The 19,497-nt window shown below is 59.2% G+C and carries 15 protein-coding genes; 7 read left to right on the top strand and 8 right to left on the bottom strand.

Going from position 1 to position 19,497, the window contains the following annotated elements:
- Positions 1–10: 10 nt before the first annotated feature.
- From ACRESJ_RS21790 to ACRESJ_RS21770, 5 genes are read right to left on the bottom strand one after another with little or no spacing between them, the layout of a single operon-like run.
- A complete protein-coding gene (locus ACRESJ_RS21790; RefSeq protein WP_431759754.1) occupies positions 11–1,033 on the bottom strand; it encodes a polysaccharide biosynthesis/export family protein in 1,023 nt (340 codons plus the stop codon).
- 23 nt (positions 1,034–1,056) lie between these two features.
- Positions 1,057–1,704, bottom strand: coding sequence for a CpsD/CapB family tyrosine-protein kinase (locus ACRESJ_RS21785; RefSeq protein ID WP_431759753.1), 648 nt, complete (start codon positions 1,702–1,704; stop codon positions 1,057–1,059).
- A complete protein-coding gene (locus ACRESJ_RS21780; RefSeq protein WP_431759752.1) occupies positions 1,704–2,450 on the bottom strand; it encodes a sugar transferase in 747 nt (248 codons plus the stop codon). The genes ACRESJ_RS21785 and ACRESJ_RS21780 overlap by 1 nt, the downstream gene beginning before the upstream one ends.
- Positions 2,447–3,508 carry an NAD-dependent epimerase gene (locus tag ACRESJ_RS21775; RefSeq protein WP_431759751.1) on the bottom strand — a complete coding sequence of 354 codons (1,062 nt, stop codon included), beginning with the start codon at positions 3,506–3,508 and terminating at the stop codon, positions 2,447–2,449. The genes ACRESJ_RS21780 and ACRESJ_RS21775 overlap by 4 nt, the downstream gene beginning before the upstream one ends.
- A complete protein-coding gene (locus ACRESJ_RS21770) occupies positions 3,505–4,059 on the bottom strand; it encodes a UDP binding domain-containing protein (protein WP_431759750.1) in 555 nt (184 codons plus the stop codon). The genes ACRESJ_RS21775 and ACRESJ_RS21770 overlap by 4 nt, the downstream gene beginning before the upstream one ends.
- Positions 4,060–4,448: 389 nt before the next feature.
- Between ACRESJ_RS21770 and ACRESJ_RS21765 the strand changes: the two genes are divergently transcribed.
- The 6 genes from ACRESJ_RS21765 (at position 4,449) to ACRESJ_RS21740 (ending at position 12,931) form a co-directional block, all read left to right on the top strand.
- Positions 4,449–6,146: a sulfatase-like hydrolase/transferase gene (locus tag ACRESJ_RS21765; RefSeq protein WP_431759749.1), complete on the top strand. Its 1,698-nt coding sequence runs from the start codon at positions 4,449–4,451 to the stop codon at positions 6,144–6,146.
- A gap of 600 nt (positions 6,147–6,746) precedes the next feature.
- The gene (locus ACRESJ_RS21760) at positions 6,747–7,415 is read left to right on the top strand and encodes an ABC transporter ATP-binding protein (protein ID WP_431759766.1); all 669 of its coding nucleotides are present in this window, start codon (positions 6,747–6,749) and stop codon (positions 7,413–7,415) included.
- 1 nt (position 7,416) lies between these two features.
- Positions 7,417–9,888, top strand: coding sequence for an FtsX-like permease family protein (locus tag ACRESJ_RS21755; protein ID WP_431759748.1), 2,472 nt, complete (start codon positions 7,417–7,419; stop codon positions 9,886–9,888).
- Positions 9,878–10,951: a lipocalin-like domain-containing protein gene (locus ACRESJ_RS21750; RefSeq protein ID WP_431759747.1), complete on the top strand. Its 1,074-nt coding sequence runs from the start codon at positions 9,878–9,880 to the stop codon at positions 10,949–10,951. Before ACRESJ_RS21755 ends, ACRESJ_RS21750 begins: the two co-directional genes overlap by 11 nt.
- A 131-nt stretch (positions 10,952–11,082) precedes the next feature.
- Positions 11,083–11,667, top strand: coding sequence for a hypothetical protein (locus tag ACRESJ_RS21745; protein ID WP_431759746.1), 585 nt, complete (start codon positions 11,083–11,085; stop codon positions 11,665–11,667).
- A 589-nt stretch (positions 11,668–12,256) separates the two neighbouring features.
- Entirely contained in the window at positions 12,257–12,931 is a 675-nt protein-coding gene (locus tag ACRESJ_RS21740; protein ID WP_431759745.1) for a type 1 glutamine amidotransferase domain-containing protein, read from the top strand.
- A 668-nt stretch (positions 12,932–13,599) separates the two neighbouring features.
- Here the strand turns inward: ACRESJ_RS21740 and hglS are convergent.
- The 3 genes from hglS to ACRESJ_RS21725 form a co-directional block, all read right to left on the bottom strand.
- Positions 13,600–14,979: a 2-oxoadipate dioxygenase/decarboxylase HglS gene (gene hglS / locus ACRESJ_RS21735; protein ID WP_431759744.1), complete on the bottom strand. Its 1,380-nt coding sequence runs from the start codon at positions 14,977–14,979 to the stop codon at positions 13,600–13,602.
- Between the two features lie 104 nt (positions 14,980–15,083).
- On the bottom strand, positions 15,084–16,040 hold the full coding sequence (locus ACRESJ_RS21730; protein ID WP_431759743.1) for an alpha/beta fold hydrolase: 957 nt from the start codon (positions 16,038–16,040) through the stop codon (positions 15,084–15,086).
- A gap of 22 nt (positions 16,041–16,062) precedes the next feature.
- Positions 16,063–17,517: a flavin-containing monooxygenase gene (locus tag ACRESJ_RS21725; RefSeq protein WP_431759742.1), complete on the bottom strand. Its 1,455-nt coding sequence runs from the start codon at positions 17,515–17,517 to the stop codon at positions 16,063–16,065.
- Between the two features lie 189 nt (positions 17,518–17,706).
- Between ACRESJ_RS21725 and ACRESJ_RS21720 the strand changes: the two genes are divergently transcribed.
- Positions 17,707–18,780: a diguanylate cyclase gene (locus ACRESJ_RS21720; protein ID WP_431759741.1), complete on the top strand. Its 1,074-nt coding sequence runs from the start codon at positions 17,707–17,709 to the stop codon at positions 18,778–18,780.
- Positions 18,781–19,497 lie beyond the last annotated feature (717 nt).

The raw sequence follows: 19,497 nt of genomic DNA, 5'->3' as shown, positions 1-19,497 counted from the left end.
CACCTGAGAGTTAGTTGTTGCTGCCTTTGTTGTCCAGGCGGTAGCCGAAACTAAAGCCCACGCCTTGGAATAGCACCACGTCCGCTAGTTGCCGTGCGAGTTCACCGGCGCTGGCCAGCTTGGTCTTGGGCACGTAGAGCATGTCCTCTGGTTGCAGGTAGGCGATCTGCGAGGCGTCGCCGGCCAGGGCCTTTTCGGCGTCATAATGGATGGCCTGAACCTGGTTGCCGTTGCGGCGCATGATCACCACCGAATCCAGGCGCGCCTTGACGTTGGAGCCACGGGCCAGGGTCAGGGCTTCGAGCACCGAGACTGGCCGGCGGATCGGGTAGGCACCCGGTTGGCCGACTTCACCCAGCACGTAGATCTCGTTGCCCGCGGTGGACTTGAGCGACACGTCGACGCTCATCCGTCCCGGCAGTTGCGCGTATTTTTGGTTAAGGAAGGCTTCCAGCTGAGTGACGGTCATGCCTTGCAGGGGCACCGCACCGATTTCCGGGAAACTGGCATAGCCGTCGGTACCCACGGTGATCTGCCGGCTCATGCCAGTGGCCGGGTGGTTCAGCGTGTTTCTGAGGTTGTTCTCATTGCTCAGCGGGCTGATGACCTGCAGGGAAACCTGATTGCGGTTGGGCTGGAACAGTTGTTTGCGCTGATAGGCCCGTTGAATTTCTTCCCGTGCCTGCTCGGAGGTCAGGCCGACGATTTTCACCGAGGTGTTGGCACCCGGCAGTTCTATCGTGCCATCGGGCAGCACCATTTGATTGCCATTGAGTTGGCTGGCGGCGGTGAAGTTCAGGCCGACCTGGTCACCGGACTGAATGCGGTAGGCATCCGAGCCGCTGGTGCTGATATGGAAAATCACGTCCAGTACATCTTTCGGGCGCAGGGTCTGTTCGACCCTGGGCATGTCGGTGGCCTGGGCGTTGGCCGGTTCGGCCGTGAGGATATTGACCGGCATGTGCTGGGTTTCGGATGTGCTGGTGCAACCTGCAAGCGGCAGCAACAGCAGGACAAGCATCTTGGCGTTCATGGCGTCATCCTTTTTGCAATCGCTTAGAGGTTTTTGTACAGCCACTTGGGCATGTAGTACTTGCGTCGGTTGAACACGCTGCCAACCAGTTTTGCCCCGGCCTGGGTCAGGCGTTGCACGGCTGCCTGCGCCACTTCCCTGCGCGTGTCCTCGGAGCGCACGACCATCACCACGCCGTCGACCTGGGCGCTGAAGACCAGGGTGTCGGCGGCCGAATACACCGCGTCCCCGTCGATCACCACAAAGCGATACTGACTGGCGAGCTGTTCAAGCAATGGGCTCAAGCGTTCCGGCGTCAGGTGGGCGGTGCCCCGGGAGATACGGCCAAACGGCAGGACGTGGAAGGGCAGGCTGGATACGTTCAACACGCAGTCCTGCAGCAGGGGTGGGTTGTGCTCATTGAATACCAGGTCGCGAAACCCGAGTTCCTTGGTCAGCCCGATTTGCTGGGTAAGGTTGGTCGAGGACTGACTGGCGTCGACCAGCAGCACCTGGCCGCTGCTCATTTTCGCCAGTTGGCTGGCCAGTGCCAGGGCGCTGGTGGTGGTGCCCGCGCCGGAGTTGGCCGCGGTCAGAAAAAGGATGCGCAAATCCTGGTCGAGTACGGCAGAAGCCAGATTGGATTCGCTCGGATTGGCAATGCTGAGGCTTTTTGCAGTTGAACCGTCCATTAGCTTGCTCCATGGCCGCTGAATACTTTGAAGGGGGTTTTCAACAGGATCTTCAGATCAAGCAGCAGGCTCTGCTCGGCGATGTAGCTGAGGTCCAACTCAACGCGCTGGTCGAAGTCGATATTGCTGCGCCCGGAGATCTGCCACAAACCGGTCATGCCGGGGTAGATGCTCAGGCGTGCGAGGTGACTGTCCTTGTAGCGGTAGGCGTTGAACGAGGTGGGCCGCGGGCCTACCAGTCGCATGTCGCCGGTCACTACATTGATCAGGTTCGGCAGTTCGTCGAGGCTGGTGCGCCGCAGGAAGCCGCCGATGCGGGTGATTCGTGGATCCTTGTCGATCTTGAAATCGATGGCATCGACACCATGCTTGTTCAGGTAACGCAGCGACTCCTTGAGTTCCTCGGCATTGGCCACCATGGTGCGGAACTTGTACATGCCGAACAGGCGGCCGCGGTAGCCGGTGCGTTTCTGTACGAACATCACAGGTCCTGCGCTGGTGAGCTTGATGGCCAGCGCCAGGGTCAGCAGCACCGGCGAGATCAGCACCAGAATCACTAGCGCGCCCAGGCAGGCGACCACGCGATTGGTTCGTGACAGGGTCCATGGCCGTCCACCCGCCCGGCCCGTCATCCAGCCTCGGCCCTGTCTATGGATCGCGGCGTCGAGGCGCATTCGCTGTTCGGGGTCCAGGCGCTTGTCTGGGCGCAGGTGATGCAGGGGTATGGATTTTTCGTGTCCAGTCATAGAGCAGTCCTCCGCTGGAATTGAGCCGCGGGCGGCTCATGGGCGATAGGCAGTGGGTAGTAGACGCGGAACCAGGCGATGAAACGCCCGAGTCCTTCATCCAGCTCGATACCGGGCTGGAAACCGGTGGCGCTGGCCAGGTCGCTGGCATCGGCGCAGGTATTGAGGACATCGCCGGGTTGCAGCGGCAGCAACTCGACTTGGGCTTTTTGCCCCAGGTGTTTTTCCAGCAACGCCAGGTAGTGCTTGAGCTCCACCGGGTGTTGGCCGCCTATGTTGTAGATCCGCCAGGGCGCCATGCTGCTGGCCGGGTCCGGTAGTTCACGGTCCCACTGAGGGTCGGCTTGCGGCGCACGATCGATCAGCCGGGCGATGCTCTCGATGATGTCGTCGATGTAGGTGAAATCGCGTTGGTGCTCGCCGTAGTTGAACAGCTTCAACGGTTGCCCCAGGGCAATCGCCTTTGCGAACTGGATGGGTGACATGTCCGGCCGGCCCCAAGGGCCATACACGGTAAAAAAGCGCAGGCCTGTGCAGGGAATGTCGAACAAGTGGCTGTAACTGTGGGCCATCAGCTCGTTGGCTTTTTTGGTTGCCGCGTACAGCGACAATGGGTGGTTGACGCCGTCCTGCACTGCATACGGGGTGTGCTGGTTGGCGCCGTACACCGAACTGGACGAGGCATAAATCAAATGCTTGACCGGATGCCGGCGGCAGCTTTCGAGAATGTTGAGGAAACCATTGAGATTGCTGTCGAGGTAGGCCCGTGGATTGTCCAGGGAGTAGCGCACGCCGGCCTGGGCCGCGAGGTGAATCACGACTTCGGGTTGTTCGCGGGAAAACAGGGTCTGGATGGCCTCGACATCGGCCAGGTCAACCCTTGAGAGCTGGAAAGGGCCGACCTGCTCCTGCACCCATTGCACGCGATCGTGCTTGAGTTGCGGGTCGTAGTAATCGTTGAAGTTATCCAGCCCGATCACCTGATGCCCGTCGCGCAACAGCCGCAACACACAATGGGCACCGATGAATCCGGCGGCTCCGGTAACGAGAATCTTCATGGGCGAGGCCCCTGAGGCACGATGTGCCGCAAGCCGATGCCGCAGTAGTGCAAACCTGCCGCCGCGACATGTTCCGGGTTGTAGAGGTTGCGCCCGTCGATGATCACTCGCGAGCGCAGTTTGCTCGCCAACAGGTCAAAGTCGACCACGCGAAAGTTTTTCGATTCCGTGCAGATCACCAGCGCATCGGCATCTTCCAGGGTGTCGTCGCGGGTGGCGCACAGGTGCAGGTCATTGCGGTAACCGTAGAGGTTGGCCAGTTCGTTCATGAAACTGATGCGGGTGGCGAGCATCGCGTTCGCCGCGTACTTGGTCAGCTCGGCGTGTTCGACGGCGTCGCTGGCCTGGGTGGAAAAGAACAAACGGCCGGCCTTGATGTTCTCTTCCAGCGTGCCGGACAGGTCCGGTTCACTGATCGGCGGTACCGCTTGCTGTAATTGCTTGATCTTGTTCGGATCGATGTCGACGCATAAGACACGGTGTCCTACATCGGCCAGTGCCGCTGCTTGAATAAGGCCAACATAGCCCGTACCAAATACGCTCACGTCCATATTGGCGCGCCTCGTAAACTCGCTGGGAAGATCAGAAATGAGACTGTCAAAAGGGGTATAGCCCAGCCTTGGAAAAGCATGTCAGCAAACTGACATGTTAAAAGTCTAAGACACCCCGGTTCTGGGGGGCCAATGGCCATCAAAGGCCTGTCGTAGTTGGGTTTACCCCTGATTTTGAGCGTCAAAAAAAAATTTGGGAATTCGATAAACGGTCGCAAGGCTTGAAATACGCGGCCTATAGCTAGATGAGTGTGTCAGTTTTGAGACGATGTATTTTTGACGATTCCCCCAAAGTTGGGCCATTTCTTGCGCTTTGATGCCCCACTGCTAGTGTCAAAAAATGGCTGACGGTTGATTGGCCCACGGCGGGGGCGAGTGCCGAAAATTCTATGAGTCGATATCTGAAAGAAATTCTCATAACTGTCTATTTGGTTACCCATTACGATTATTACTTTGAGCGTATCAGCGCGCTCGGCATCAACTTTGCTTTAATACTGTTTGTCGTAATGTTCGTTGTTTTGACAGTTGCACTGTTCATGTCGGCTTACATTCGCCAAACGTTGATTCGTTATGTGTTCGCCCTGGCAATGTTTTCTTCGGCCGTGTTCTTTGATGTTTATTCACGGGTCACCGCGGATTACCTGACCTACAGCAGTTTTGTCTCGCTGGTGTACTCGGGCGGGTTTATTCAGGAAGCTGCCATTCAGTACCGCGATGCGATCATCAGTGGTGTGCTGGGTGGTTTGCCATTGTTGCTTGGCATCGCGCTCAAACCCCGTCGACGCTGGCCTGTGCCGGGCGCGCTGCTGGTGGCTGCACCCTTGCTCGGCGTGTTGCTGCTCAGTGCGGTGCTGTTCCTGCGTGCGGGCGAGGGCGCCCGGGGCCTGCCGATGATGTACACACCGCTGGCCTATCTGAACCTGTTTGCCTATGAGTCCCTGCACAACACCGTTGGACCACGCGAGCCCATCAGCCTGGCGCGCACCGATCAACCGGTGAGCCATGACATTGTGCTGATCATCGATGAGAGCATTTCCGGCAATTACCTGGACATCAACGCGCCGTTTGGTGTGCACAGCAACCTCAAGGAGCCGCATCCCGGCGTCGAAATCTTCAACTATGGCTATGCCGCGTCGATCGCCAATTGCAGTGCCGACACCAACGTCACGCTGCGTCACGGTGGCACCCGCGCCGACTACAGGCGGATCAACAGCACGCTGCCGTCGATCTGGCAGTACGCGAAAAAGGCGGGCTTGCGCACGGTCTATATCGATGCGCAACGCACCGGCGGCAACCTGCAGAACCTGATGGACGCTGCCGAGAAAAAGGACATCGACGAGTTCGTGCAATTCGACCAGACCAGCGTGCGCGACCGCGACATGGCTGCGGCGGCAAAATTGATCGAGTTGCTCAACGACGACAAGCCACAGCTGGTGATAATCAACAAGGTCGGTGCGCATTTTCCGGTGCACGACAAGTACCCAGACGCCTTTATGGCTTACCGCCCGACCCTGCCGCGGGGGCAGTTTGTCGAGGTGGGCGACACTGGCAAGCGGGACGGTTTCAATGGCCAGCCCGATGACTGGTTGCTGTACCGCAATGCCTACAAGAACACCTTGTTGTGGAACGTCGGGGAGTTTTTCTCACGGGTCTTTGCCCAAGCCAATTTGAACAATGCGTTGCTGATTTACACCTCCGATCACGGCCAGGACTTGCATGAGCGAGGCAACCCCGGTCTGAACACCCATTGCGGTGGCGACCCGGTGGAAGAGGAAGGTCTGGTGCCCCTGGTGGTGATCCAGGGCAGTGGTCTGCACACCCTCGATTGGCAGGCGCAACTGGCCGGCAACAAGGACCGCTCCAGCCACTACAACATCTTCCCGACTTTGTTGCAGTTGATGGGGTATGACCTGGCGGGGGTGGAGGCGGTGTATGGCAAGCCGCTGAGCGTGGCGACGAGCGATGAGTTCACGTTCAACTACCGGTTCAATGCGCGGCTGGGGGCCAAGCCTGAGTGGAAGCATATTGATTTGGGCAGCATTGTTACGCCGTCCCAGGCGCCTGCGAGTGTGGCGGTGGGGCAGTGATTTTTGGATTGTGTACATATCCATTGCTGCGGTAACGGCTGCTATTGGTTCCGCCCTTACGGCGGGTTACTTGGAAAAGCGCCAAGTAACCAAGCGCTTTAATCACCTGACGTCCGGTGCCTCGCCTAGGCTCGGCATCCCCTCGCTCCGGTATTCATCCGGGGGCATCGCCTCCGGTTTGCTGCGCTGCACCTCCTCTCGCTGTGTGCGGCTTCGCCGCACGGCGCTGCGCGCCTAACCCCCGGATGAACACCTCCACTCGGCCTTCCGACGGCGCAGATCAAGATCAAAAACAAAGCAAGATCACAAGCCAGAGCAGCTCGCGGCCCCTGTAGTAGCTGGCTTGCCAGCGAAAATCGTCAACGATGACACGTTAATCCTGATACTGCGCGGCGGCCTCGGGTTTTTCGCTGGCAAGCCAGCTCCTACAAGGGGGGCAGGTCGTCGCCCACTTGTAGGAGCTGACGAGTGCAACGAGGCTGCGATCTTTTGATATTCAGAAAGCAAGATCAAAAGATCGCAGCCTGCGGCAGCTCCTACAGAGGATTGCATCCACTTACGGAGCTATTCTTGGCCCAGGCTCATCGACCGGTTTTCTCCATGCTCGAAGTGCAGGGTGTCTTCAAAAGCTACGCCACGCCGCAAGGGCCATTGCCCGTGCTGCAAGGCGTCGACCTGACCTTGAAACCCGGCAGCAGCCTGGCGCTGATGGGGGAGTCAGGCAGTGGCAAGAGCACCTTGCTGCACCTGATTGCCGGGTTGGACAGGGTCGACCGTGGCACCATCCGCAGTGGCGAATATCGGCTGGAGCATATGAGCGAAGGGCAACTGGCGAGTTGGCGGCGCACGGAAATCGGTCTGGTTTTCCAGCAGTTCAACCTGATCGGCAGCTTGCGGGTGGAGGACAATCTGGCCTTTCAGGCGCGACTTGCCGGGCGTCATGATCCGCATTGGCAAGCGCACCTGGTGCAGCGGTTGGGGCTTGGCGAGTTGCTCAAGCGCTATCCCGAGCAGTTGTCGGGCGGCCAACAACAACGGGTCGCTTTGGGGCGAGCCTTGGCCTCCCGCCCCAAACTGCTGCTGGCCGACGAGCCCACCGGCAGCCTCGATGAAGTCACCAGTGCCGAAGTGCTGAAATTGTTGCTGGAGCTGCTCGATGACAGCGCCACGACCCTGTTGATGGTCACCCACAGTCCTGTCGTTGCCGGGCGTCTGGCGGAAAAAGTGATGCTGCACGGTGGTCGTCTGGCTGGTGTGGGCGAGCACTGAGATGCGCATCTTCGGCGAAACCCTGCGGGCGCTGCTCAGTCACTGGCATCAGCACCCGGTGCAGTTTTTCAGTGTGCTGACCGGACTGTGGCTGGCCACCAGCCTGTTGACCGGCGTGCAAGCACTCAACAGCCAGGCCCGCGACAGCTACGCGCGCGCCAGTCAGTTGATCGGCGGGGAACCTCAGGCCAGCCTCAGTGCGCCCGCCAGTGCGACCTTCCCTCAACAGTGGTTTATCGACCTGCGCCGTGCCGGTTGGCCGGTGTCGCCGGTCTTGCAGGGGCGGCTGACCCTCAAGGGCCATGAAGACCAGCGACTGCAACTGATGGGCATCGAACCGGTATCGCTGCCGAGCGGTTCCCAGGTGGCGGGGCAGGCGTTGGCGATCGAACAGGTTGTCGAGTTTTTCACCCCGCCCGGCAGCACCTGGATTTCGCCGTCGACGTTGCAGGCGTTGGGTTTGCGAGAAGGGGAGCGCCCCTCGAGCGTAAGCGGTGCGCCATTGCCGCCACTGCGAATTCAAACTGATATGGCCCCGGGACTGTTGCTGATGGACATCGGTTTTGCCCAGCAGATTCTCGGCTTGCCGGATCAGCTGTCACGGCTGCTGTTACCCAAGGATTTCACTGCGACCTTGCCCGACCCGCTCAAGGGACTACTGCAGTACAAAAGCAGCGGTGAAGAAAACAATCTGGCGCGCCTGACCGAAAGCTTTCATCTGAATCTCAATGCCTTGGGGTTTCTCTCGTTCGTGGTCGGGCTGTTTATCGTTCATGCCGCCATAGGGCTGGCGCTGGAACAGCGTCGAGGCTTGCTGCGGACCCTGCGCGCCTGTGGGGTCGGCGCGCGGATGTTGATCGCTTGTCTGGTATTCGAATTGGGTGCGCTGGCCGTGATCGGTGGCATGGCCGGGGTGGTCAGCGGTTATTTTTTGGCCGGTGTATTGCTGCCGGATGTCGCCGCCAGCCTACGCGGGCTGTATGGCGCCGAGGTGGCGGGGCAGTTGAGCTTGAGCCCGCTGTGGTGGCTCAGCGGTATCGGCTTGAGCCTGTTGGGTGCCTTGCTCGCCGGCGCCAACAGCCTGTGGCGGGCGTCGCGCTTGCCCTTGCTGGCGCTGGCCGACCCGCAGGCCTGGCATCAGGCCCATGGCCGTTGGTTGCGACGCCAGGGTTGGGTGGCGGCAATTGCCTTGGGGATCGCGGGGCTGGCCCTGCTGTTTGGCGACAGCCTGATCAGCGGTTTTGTGTTGATGGCATCGCTGTTGATCGGCGCTGCACTGGCGCTGCCGGTGCTACTCAATGCGCTGCTCAATCTACTGCTGCAACGCAGTCGTTCGGTGCTCGGCCAGTGGTTTCTCGCTGATTGTCGCCAGCAATTGCCGGCCCTGAGCCTGGCGCTGATGGCGCTGCTGTTGGCGCTGGCGGCGAACATCGGCGCCGGCAGCATGACCGCCGGCTTCCGCCAGACCTTCAGCGACTGGCTCGAACAGCGGCTGACCGCCGAGCTTTATCTCAACCCGCAAAATCCCGCCCAGGCCCGGGCGCTGTACGACTGGCTGCAACAGCAGCCGCAACTCGCGGCGGTACTGCCCAACTGGCAAGTGTCGATCCAGATCAACGGCTGGCCCACGGACGTCTTTGGCGTGATCGATCATCCGACCTATCGCCAGCACTGGCCCCTGCTGGAGGCAGTGGGTGACAAACCCTGGGATCAGCTCGCCACGGACGATGTGGTGATGCTCAGCGAACAGTTGGCGCGGCGCTTGAAAGTGGGCTTGGGCGATCAACTGGCGATTGCTACGCCCAAGGGGCCGTGGTCGCCGCGCATCATCGGGATCTACGCCGACTACGGCAATCCCAAGGGCCACATCCTGACGAATATCCATCACCTGCTGCGCGGCTGGCCGCAGTTGACACCCAACCGTTTCAATCTGCGTATCGAGCCTGCGTCGATTGCCCCGTTTGTCACGGCGCTGCAAGCACGTTTCGCCCTGGATGACAGCCACATCGTCGATCAGGCGCGGCTAAAGGGCTGGTCCACGCAAGTGTTCGAACGCACATTCGCCGCCACCGCCGCGCTCAATAGCCTGACCTTGTGTGTGGCCGGCGTGGCGTTGTTCATCAGCCTGCTGACCCAGAGCCAGAGTCGTCTCGGGCAACTGGCGCCGTTATGGGCGCTGGGTGTGACGCGCCAGCAATTGATGCTGCTCAACCTGGGGCAAACCTGGTTGTTGGCAGTGCTGACGCTGGTGCTGGCCTTGCCGCTGGGAATTGCGTTGGCCTGGTGCCTGGACGCGGTGGTCAACGTCCAGGCGTTCGGCTGGCGTTTGCCATTGCGGGTGTTTCCGTTGCAACTGTTGCAGTTGATGGGCCTGGCCTTGTTGGCGACGTTGTTGGCGTCGGCATGGCCGCTGTATGCGTTGTATCGAACGCAGCCGGCAGACCTGCTGAGGACGTTCGCCCATGAAGATTAAGCTCGGTATTTGCCTGATAGCGGCATTGTTAAGTGGCTGTGATCAGCCCATGACGGAAGAAAAAGGCTTCGCAGGCCTCGGCAATCAAGCGACAGCGTTCACCCCGGTGGTGCCCGGTCGAGTGTTCAACTTCCCGGCGGATCATGGCCCCCATGACGGCTTTCGCATCGAATGGTGGTATGTCACCGCCAATCTCAAAGACGAACAGGGCCGTGAATTCGGCGCGCAATGGACGCTGTTTCGCAGCGCCTTGAAAGCCACGCCCGAAGTGGCAGGTTGGGAGAACCAGACCATCTGGCTCGGTCACGCCGCCGTGACATCGGCGACGGTGCACCACGCGGCGGAACGCTATGCCCGGGGTGGCGTCGGCCAAGCGGGAGTCAGCCTGACGCCGTTCGATGCGTGGATCGACGACTGGCGTTTCAGCAGTCAGGCGATGGCGGAAAATCCATTGGCCGACCTTCAGCTTCGCGCCCGTGACAAATCCTTCGCCTACCAGCTGCGGCTCACCTCGACACGTCCCTTGGTGCTGCAAGGAGACAAGGGTTTCAGCCAGAAATCCGAACAGGGGCAGGCGTCGTATTACTACAGTCAGCCGTTTTTCCAGGCCAGCGGCACGCTGGAAATCGACGGCAATCGTTATCAGGTCAGTGGCCCGGCGTGGCTGGACCGTGAATGGAGCAGCCAGCCCCTGACGGCCAATCAGACGGGTTGGGACTGGTTTTCCCTGCACCTGCAAAGCGGTGAACAAGTGATGCTCTATCGCATGCGGCACAGGGAGGGCGAGCCTTACTTGACCGGTACCTGGATCGACGCCCAAGGCCAGGCTCGACTGCTGCAGGCCAGCGACATACGCCTCGAACCGCAGGACACCGCAAACGTGGCGGGGCGCAAGATGCCGGTTCGCTGGTCGATAAAAATCCCGGCACAACACCTCGACATCACGATCGATGCACTCAACCCCAATGCCTGGATGAACCTGCGAATTCCCTATTGGGAAGGTCCGGTGCGTTTGAGCGGTAGCCATGGCGGGCAGGGGTATCTGGAGATGACCGGTTACTGAGCCTCTGGTGTGCTTTCAATCATCGGCAGAAACTGCGAACACTCCCTGAACAGCGTCTATGCTCATCGCACACGGCGTTGAAGCTGGCTTCAACGCCGTTTTCGCCAATGATCACAGGGAATGTTCTGCCTATGAAACGTCACGCACTGACCAAAGCCATCACCCTCGCCACCTTGCTGTCTGCTGCCAGCCTTAACGCCGTTGCTGCAGACATCCCGTTGTCTGCCGTCGTGGAAGCGGACCAGATCACCACTAAAGTCATTTCAGTCGATGCCGCCCAGCGTCAAGTGGTGCTTGAAGGCCCGGAAGGTAATCGGGTGAGTGTGCAAATGACTGAAAGAGCGCAAAACCTCGACAAACTGAAGCCCGGAGATCAGGTCGACATCAAGGTGACTCGCGCCGTGGCGGCATACCTGGACACCGATATCGATAAGGGTTTGCCAGGCAGAACCGAGCGTACCGGTGAAGTTCGAGCTGCTCCGGGTAGCGCGAACCCTGGCGGTGAAGCCTATCGCCAGGTTCAGGTGCAGCTGAAAATCAAAGCAATTGACGCGAAGAACAACCGCGTGACACTTGAGAACCCGAAAGGCGAGTCCAAAACACTTGATGTGGAAAAACCGGAGGTTCAGGCCAAATTGAAGGACCTGAAAGTGGGGCAAAGCGTTGTCGTGACTTACACCGACATACTGACCGTGACCAGCAGAAGCGGAAGTTGATTATTGGCGACTGGGCGATTGTTCTTGTATAACTTTTTGTATAAGAACAATCGGTTTTATGGTCGAATTGGTGAGTTTCAAGATGTAACTAATTATATTGGAGTCAGCATTTAACTGTCGCAAGATTTCATCTTTCAAACGCGGACAAATTCATCGACTTCAATTAAAATATGCCCCGTTCGCCCAGTGTTACGGCTCTTTACCAGTGCATGGATTGCCGAGGCCAATGCACTGGGCGAACACTTACTTCGCTGTAATTCCTGCCTTTTTAACTTCATTAAAAATACGATTAGCAACTGCTGGCCGATATTTATATGGCCCGAGCAAACTTGACCTGCGCCTTTCGAATCCCGGTTATTGGATCTCAAAGTGCTCGGTCAAACCTTTCTCACCCGTGATGGACATACGTAAAAAACGCCCTGTTTGCGCAGAAAGTTGCGCGACAGCGGGCGGCTTTTGGCGCAAGGTGTCCAAGCGCCTTGCGGGCCGAGCGATGCCCCTCGCGCCCTGTTCCTGCGACAGGATAAGCACAGCTTCCTGCGCATCACTGCTATAAGCCACCACGGCAGTCCCGAGATGGAGTGACGACATGAAAATCCTGATGGTTCTTACGTCCCACGATCAATTGGGTAACACCGGCAAGAAAACCGGTTTCTGGCTGGAAGAGTTTGCGGCCCCTTATTTCGCCTTCAAGGATGCTGGCGCTCAACTGACCCTGGCCTCGCCCAAGGGTGGTCAACCTCCACTGGACCCCAAAAGCGACGAACCTGACGCGCAAACCGAGGCCACCGAGCGCTTTCGCCAAGACCCAGCGGCGCAGGCTGCATTGGCGTCGACCGTGTTGCTCAACTCGGTAAACGCCGGCGATTATGATGCGATCTTCTATCCGGGCGGCCATGGACCACTCTGGGACCTGGCGGAAGACAAACATTCGATTGCCCTGATCGAAGCCTTCTACAACGCCGGAAAACCGGTCGCGACCGTTTGCCACGCACCGGGTGTTCTACGGCATGCCAAAGGGGTGGACGGCCAGCCATTGGTCAAAGGCAAGAAGGTGACGGGGTTCACCAACAGCGAAGAAGATGCCGTGCAGTTGACCAACGTCGTGCCATTTCTGGTCGAGGATGAGCTCAAGGCCAAGGGCGGGATTTTTTCCAAGGGACCGGACTGGGCCAGCTATGTGCTGACCGATGGCCTTCTGCTGACCGGACAAAATCCGGCGTCGTCGCAGGCGACGGCCGAAGCGCTGTTGGCGAAACTGTAGGAGCTGGCTTGCCAGCGATGGCGGCCTGACAGCCGACCATGCTCTGTGGGGTGTACATATCCATTGCTGCGGTGAGGGCCACTTATGGTTTCGCCCTTACGGCGAGTCACTTTTTTTACAAACGCCTAAAAAAAGTAACCAAAAAAACGCTCGCCCCAAGCGTCCGGCCCCTCGCCAAGGCTCGGGGTTCCTTCGCTCCGGCATCCATCCGGGGGCATCGCCCTCCGGTTGGCTTCGCTGGCACCTACATGCGATGAGTTCGACTGCGTCGAACGGTGCTGCGCGCCAATCCCCGGATGAATACCTCCACTCAGCCCGCCGAAGGGGCGGGTGGATCAAAATCAAAAGCTGCAGGCGAGCTGACACTCGGCCTTTGTAGGAGCTGGCTTGCCAGCGAAAAACCTGAGATCGCCGCGCGGCATCAGGATTGACACGTGATCGTTGACGATCTTCGCCAGCAAGCCGGCTCCTACGGATTTGTGTCGTACCCAACCATCACCACAATCCCGAAATCTGTGGGAGCGGGCTTGCTCGCGAAGGCGGCCTGCCAGCCGACCTGAATTCTGCGGATAACCCCACCCCTGTGGGAGCTGGCTTGCCAGCGATGGCGGCTTCGAATTCGCCATCGCCAGCAAGCCGGCTCCCACAGGGTGCTGCGATCTTTCTCGTTAACGACCCAGCGCCGCAAAACATTGCTCAATCGAACGCCGCTGCGTTTCGGCATACAGCCCCAGCTCATCAATGGTCGAACGCCCCAGCGCTTTTTCGAATGCTTGCTGGTTGGAGTGCACGCCGTAGTGAGTTTGCGCGGCATCCCCAAGGTTTGACTGAAAAATCCCCGCCGCGCTGACCGGCAGAAAATCTTCGTACACCAAGGGTTCAACCCGCAGAAACCCGCCGCTGACCAGATCTTCCAGAGGGGACGTTTTCAGCTCGGCCGCAGCCAGGCCTTTTTCCGTCACAAAGTAGCGAAAGTACGCCAGTTCCTGACGGCGCATGCCGTCGTAGGTGTCAGGAAATTCACTGAAGTGTTGCGCCATCAGCGAGTTGTAACGCTCGGCATTGGCTTCGTTGGGGAAGTCCTTTAACTCGTCCCGAGCGGCATTGAGCAAGCGGTCATACAGCGCTCGACCTTTAGGCGTGAGGGCAGCACCGCGTTGCTCGATTTCCCCGAAACGGGCGCTGTGGCTGCCGTGCGCATTGGCCTGATCGGTAAAGGCCACCGGTTCATCGAGCGCCTTGAAACTGGTCTGGCGCAGCAGGATCGGGCACTGGCGGCGGGGCGGGCCTTCGATCACCGCCTTGGGGGTGATGCCGTGGACCGGCATTTGCGCCTGGACGATGTCGATGTCCAGGGTGCGCGGCGTCAGGTGATTGATATGCGGGCCCTTGAAGGCCACCACGTCGGCAATCAGGCGATGTTGGGCGCTGAGTTTTTGGTATTGCTCGGCGGTGACGGTGGCGCTGTGGTGCCAGCGGAAGGTTTCCAGCGCCTGCTCGACGAATTCCCCGGCCTCTGTTTGGGTGAGCCCGCCCTGGCTCTCGGCGCGATCGATGAGGTCAAGCGCCGCCTCGGTGAAGATGGAGCGCTTGTCCAGCACCGACTGGGCGAACGCCCGCAGTTCCAGGTCTTCGATCAGTTCCAGGCGCAGCAAAGAGGTGAAGACGCGGAACGGGCTGACCTGCAACGCTGCTTCGTGCACGGCGCGAAATGCCGTGGAATGCACCGGCACGCCGGCCGGGGTCAAATCGTAGTAGCCCACCGGCTGCATGCCCATGACCGCGAACAGGCGGGCGAGGGTAGCCAGTTCAGCGGCAGTGCCCACGCGGATCGCGCCGTGGCGCTCCAGGTCCAGGCGTTCGATTTCACCGGTGCTGTTTAGCTGTCGGGCCACTTGCGGATCACTGTCCAGTACGTGGCGGTTGGTTTTTTCCACCAATTCCATCAATGCGCCGTACAGCGGCACTTCTTCGCGGTACATGTCGGACATCGCTTTGGAAAAGCGTTGGCGAATCAGGTCAGGGCTGACGAAGCTCGGGTGGTTCATGAACAGAATTCCTGGCGCGGTGACGTTAAGGAAAAGATCGCAGCCTTGAGCGTCGGCGACAAACGAAGATTCTGACGAACTTCATTCTGCAAACGACTGCAACCTCAATGCAGTCGTTGATCCTGCGGGCTTTCCGAGCGCAGCGATGCCAAAAACTCCCGATACAGGTGTGCTGAGCCCGCAGGCGCCTCGACCATCGGCATATGACCGATGCCTTCCCAGATCTCCACCCGCAGATCGGCGATGCCTTTGCTCCAGATCGCCACGCTGCTGACATCGATCAAGCGGTCCTTGCGCCCCCAGAGCAACAGGGCCGGGGCTTTGATCGAAGGGAGCCTGGGCTCCATCGGTGGGCTGGCACGAAAGTCGCGGAAAATTTCCTCCAGTTCATCGCGCGCCTGTTCGTAGCGATGGGCGATGGCATCCAACACCACCCGCGGCACCCAAGGAGGATCGGCCATGGTCATGCCATAGAAATATTTGAATTCTTCCCGTGAGTTGATCAGGAACGGGTTGTGGCCCTTGGCCAAGTGTCGCTCCAGGTCACTGGGCTCGGGCGCGGTGACGCCTGCGGGGTCGATCAGGGCGACCGAGACAATGCGCTCCGGATACGTGGCCGCCAGCCACGCCGCCATGTAGCCACCCATCGAATTGCCGATTACATGGACTTTCTCGACGCCGCAAACATCCAGCAACTGAATCATCCGCTTGGCTTGCAGCGCGATGTCATAGCCGCCACCGGCCTTGAAGCCGGTTTCTCCATGGCCGGCAATGTCGGGAATGATGACCCGGTAGTTACCGACGAAGTGCCGGGCGAAGCGTAGCCAGATGTTTTTGTCGGCACTGAAGCCGTGCAGCATCAACACGTTACTGGACGCTTCGTAGGGGCCGCCTTGCCAGGTCGAGACGGTCATTTCGCTGATGGGCACGACAATCTTGTGCAGCTTGTACAACTTGGCCTCGGCAGCGGTGCTCAAGTCATAAAGCCAATAGCCGATGGCCGGGTAGCTCAACCAGCTCCAGGCAGCAAAAACCGCGATCGCGACAACCAGTAAAAGCATCAGGCGACTTCCTTATAACGGTTCAGGACAATATGTGATCGGCCGGCTTCAGGTTTCTGGTCAAGCGGTGGAAACTGAAACTGAACCCCGGAAACATGGCAATCACATGACCGCTCTTGCTTTGATACCAACTGTGGCAGCCTCCCGACTTCCACACTGTGCGCTCCATTTCTCTATGTATCATTTCAGTGTAGGTACGTTCTGCCTCGGGGCGAACTTCAATGCTGTTTAAACCCTGTACTTTTAACGTGCGAATGCAATCGAGGATGTAGTTCATCTGCGATTCGATGATGAACAGCGCGGAGGTATGACCGATGCCGGTGTTGGGGCCGGTGACGATAAACAGGTTGGGGAAGTCCGGCAGGGCGGTACCGAGGTAGGCGCGGGGAAATTCGGCCCAGACGTTTCTCAGTTGTGTGCCGTACCTGCCGGTGACCGGGTAGGAAATCACCCCGTCAGTGGCGTCATAACCGGTAGACCAGACAATCAGGTCAAGGTCGATGTGCTGGCCGTCCTGCATGACGATGCCGGTCGCGTCGATCCGCGCGATCCCTTGTTCGCGGCTGTGCAGGGTCACGTTGCTGCGAGCCAATGCCGGGTACAGCGTGCTCGAGAGAATCACCCGTTTGCAGCCGATGGTGTAGTCGGGGGTCAGTTTTCGCCGAAGTTCGCCGTCGGGCACCTGGCGTTTTAGAAAACGCAGGGCTTGAAGCTGGACCATGCGCACCGCGGGTTTTGAATATTTGAAGGCAATCACCCGGGTTTCAAATTGCCAATAGATCATCCAGCGAAGCAGTTTGTAGGCCGGCTTCAGGCCGAGTAACCAGCGCTGGAAGCGTCCGAATGTTCGATCCGCCCGAGGCAACACCCAATGCGGCGTACGCTGGAACACATGCAGGTGCCCGACATCAGGGGCTATTGCCGGAATCACCTGGGCCGCACTGGCGCCACTGCCGACGATAGCCACCCGTTTTTGCCGGTAATCGTAGGAATGGTCCCAATTGTTGGTGTGAAAGGATTTGCCCTGAAAGCGTTCCTGGCCTTCGAAGTGTGGGACCACCGGCTGGCTCAAGGGGCCGGTGGCATTGATCAGGAACTGCGCATGGAACGTGCCTTTGGCGACGGTGTGTACCGCCCAGCGTTTACCGGCGTCGTCCCATTCGACACGCTCGACATCAGCCTGCAACTCAACACGTTCACGCAGGCCAAAATGCTCCACCACATAACGGGTGTAGCGATGGAGTTCGGCCTGCCCGGCGAACATCTGCGTCCAGCGGTAAGGTGCAAAGGACAGCGAATACAGGGGCGAGGGTACGTCGACCGCAGCGCCCGGGTAGGTGTTTTGGCACCAGGTGCCACCAAAGAAATCCCGCCGTTCCAGCATCCGAAAGTCGCTGATGCCGGCCTTGAGCAAATTCACGGCTGCACACTGACCGCCAAAGCCGCTGCCGATGATCAGCACTTGAAAGGTCTGCATGGGCCTCCTTTTTTATCGTTATGGGTCCGACCCTTCATATATAGCCAATCGTGGCGCGAGCGCATGAGGCCTATGCCGAGGTATTCAGCCCGCCAGCCGGTGATGGCTATTTAACGTTGCCCTGATAGACTTCCAAAGTACCCGCAACCCCGGTGTTATCAGGTTCCGTTCTGTGCGACAGAGGTCCCAATGGGAAAGATGGGAGAAAAAGGACTTTCACTGGCCAGGAGACTCTACTCGTCTCGCATCCTCGGCCTGGCGTTGGGTCTGGTATGTGTGAGTGTGGCGATGTACCCACTCAAGCCTGCGCCCTGGGTCTGGGGTCTCATGCTGTTCAATGGCCTGCTCTGGCCGCATCTGGCCTACCAATGGGCACGCCGGGCCAAAGTGCCCTATCACGCCGAACACCGTAATTTGCTGATAGACGCCTTCACGGGCGGCTTCTGGGTGGCCGCCATGCAATTCAATCCACTGCCCAGCGCCACCACCATTTCCATGATGGCAATGAACAACGTAGCCATTGGCGGGTTGCGGTTTCTGCTGGCGGGTGCTGTCGCGCAGATCCTCGGGATTGGCGTTGGATGGTTGGTGTTCGCGCCGATCTTTATCCCTGAAACCAGCCAGGTCCAGCTTTACGCCTGCTTGCCGCTGATGTGTTTTTATCCGTTGGCACTGGGCTGGATCTGCTATCGACAGGCTTATACCCTCGGCCGGCAAAAGCGTGAGTTACTGGCCTTGAGCCGCACCGACAGCCTGACGGGCCTGCTTAATCACGGCGCCTGGAAGGATCAACTGGAGATCGAGTTCCAGCGCTGCCAACGCCAGCCGCAGAGTGGGGCGATTGCCTTGATCGATATCGACCATTTCAAAAGCATCAACGACACCTACGGCCATGTCGCGGGTGACAGCGTGTTGCGGCAACTGAGCAAGATTCTCAAGCTGAATTTGCGGGCTACTGATGTTGCCGGTCGTTATGGCGGCGATGAGTTTTGCGTGATCTTGCCGGACCTGCCCTTGAGCAGTGCAGCTGCGGTCATGGAGACTTTGCGTGCTCGTTTTGCCACCTTGGGCTGTGAGCAGAGTCCGGCGTTCAAAGTCAGCTTGAGTATCGGGTTGGCGGCTTTCGACTCAAGGCATGCGGACGCCACTTTGTGGCTCAATGATGCGGATCAGGCGTTGTATGAGGCCAAGAGTTCGGGGCGAAATCAGGTTGTTTGTTGTGGGGGTGGGTGGGTGCATCGGGAGTTGGTTGATTCGGTTTGAGCTTTGCTGTGGGTGGGGTGTTTGGTTGGTTGGTTGGTTGGTTGAGTACATATCCGTTGCTGCGGTAACGGCGGCTTATGGTTTCGCCCTTACGGCGAGTCCCTTTTGTCAAACGCCACAAAAGGAACCAAAAAGTCTTGCCCCAGCGTCCGGCCCCTCGCTGGGGCTCGGCGTTCCTTCGCTCCGGTGTCCATCCGGGGGCATCGCCCTCCGGTTGGCTTCGCTGGCACCTACATGCAATGTGTTCGACTGCGTCGAACGGCGCTACGCGCCCATCCCCGGATAAACGCCTCCACTCAGCCTCCCGAGGGGGCGGGCAGATCAAAAGCAACCGAGGCGGCCTACCGGCCGACCTGGTTGTCTGGTCCGTACGCAGATCACATTGTGGGAGCGAGCCTGCTCGCGAAGGCGGCCTGCCAGCCGGAATATATCTAGCAGTTGTACCCACCCCCTGTGGGAGCTGGCTTGCCAGCGATAGCGGCCTGATAGCCGACCTGTATTTTGCTGACTGAGTACATATCCATTCCTGCGGTAACGGCGGCTTATGGTTTCGCCCTTACGGCGAGTCCCTTTTGGCAAACGCCCCAAAAGGAACCAAAAGGTCTCGCCCCTTTCGTACGGCCCCTCGCTGAGGCTCGGCGTACCTTCGCTCCGGCATTCATCCGGGGGCATTGCCCTCCGGTTGGCTTCGCTGCACCTACATGCAATGTGTTCGAC

Origin of the sequence: Pseudomonas sp., assembly GCF_050739655.1 — a bacterium.
Taxonomy (GTDB): domain Bacteria; phylum Pseudomonadota; class Gammaproteobacteria; order Pseudomonadales; family Pseudomonadaceae; genus Aquipseudomonas.
The sequence above is the reverse complement of the archived record's forward strand: the minus strand, read 5'-3'. Positions and strand labels throughout refer to the sequence as shown.